The 604-nt window shown below is 37.7% G+C and carries 2 rRNA genes; both read left to right on the forward strand.

Annotated features, from left to right (window positions below):
• Nucleotides 1-89, forward strand: a 16S ribosomal RNA gene (locus D2A34_RS26445); the annotation flags it as partial.
• Between the two features lie 411 nt (nucleotides 90-500).
• A 23S ribosomal RNA gene (locus D2A34_RS26450) occupies nucleotides 501-604 on the forward strand; the annotation flags it as partial.

Raw genomic sequence — 604 nt, forward strand, 5'->3', positions numbered from 1 at the left:
GGAGGCAGCGACCTAAGGTAGGGTCAGCGATTGGGGTGAAGTCGTAACAAGGTAGCCGTAGGAGAACCTGCGGCTGGATCACCTCCTTTCTATGGAGAAATCTAGTTAACATGATGTTTAACTAGTATAAATACATCACTGTATGTATTAAATATAAAATACTTGCTCAAAGGTTACTTAAGTATTTGTTCTGTTCAATTTTGAAAGACTAAGTCTTTCAAAAAAATTTTCTCTAAAATTAGGGGAATGTATGTTCTTTGAAAATTGCACATAGATTTAATGTATATAAAATACAACAAAGCCAAGAATAATATTCTTTGTGAAATGATTAAGTAAATTAAAAATATTTGAATAAAATATATTAATTTACCAAAAGCGAAGCTTAGTAGTGACAAGAACGAGGAAGCAAGAGTTTTAGGAAGCGAGCGTACTTCACGTACGTGAGTGAGTAAAACACGCAGCTGACGAAGTTATTGGTGCTAATAAGCGAGCGAACCAAAGGTCAAGCTACAAAGGGCGCATGGTGAATGCCTTGGCATCAGGAGCCGATGAAGGACGCGATAAGCTGCGATAAGCTTCGGGTAGACGCACATAGTCAGAGATC

Origin of the sequence: Clostridium chromiireducens (assembly GCF_003575225.1) — a bacterium.
Taxonomy (GTDB): domain Bacteria; phylum Bacillota; class Clostridia; order Clostridiales; family Clostridiaceae; genus Clostridium; species Clostridium chromiireducens.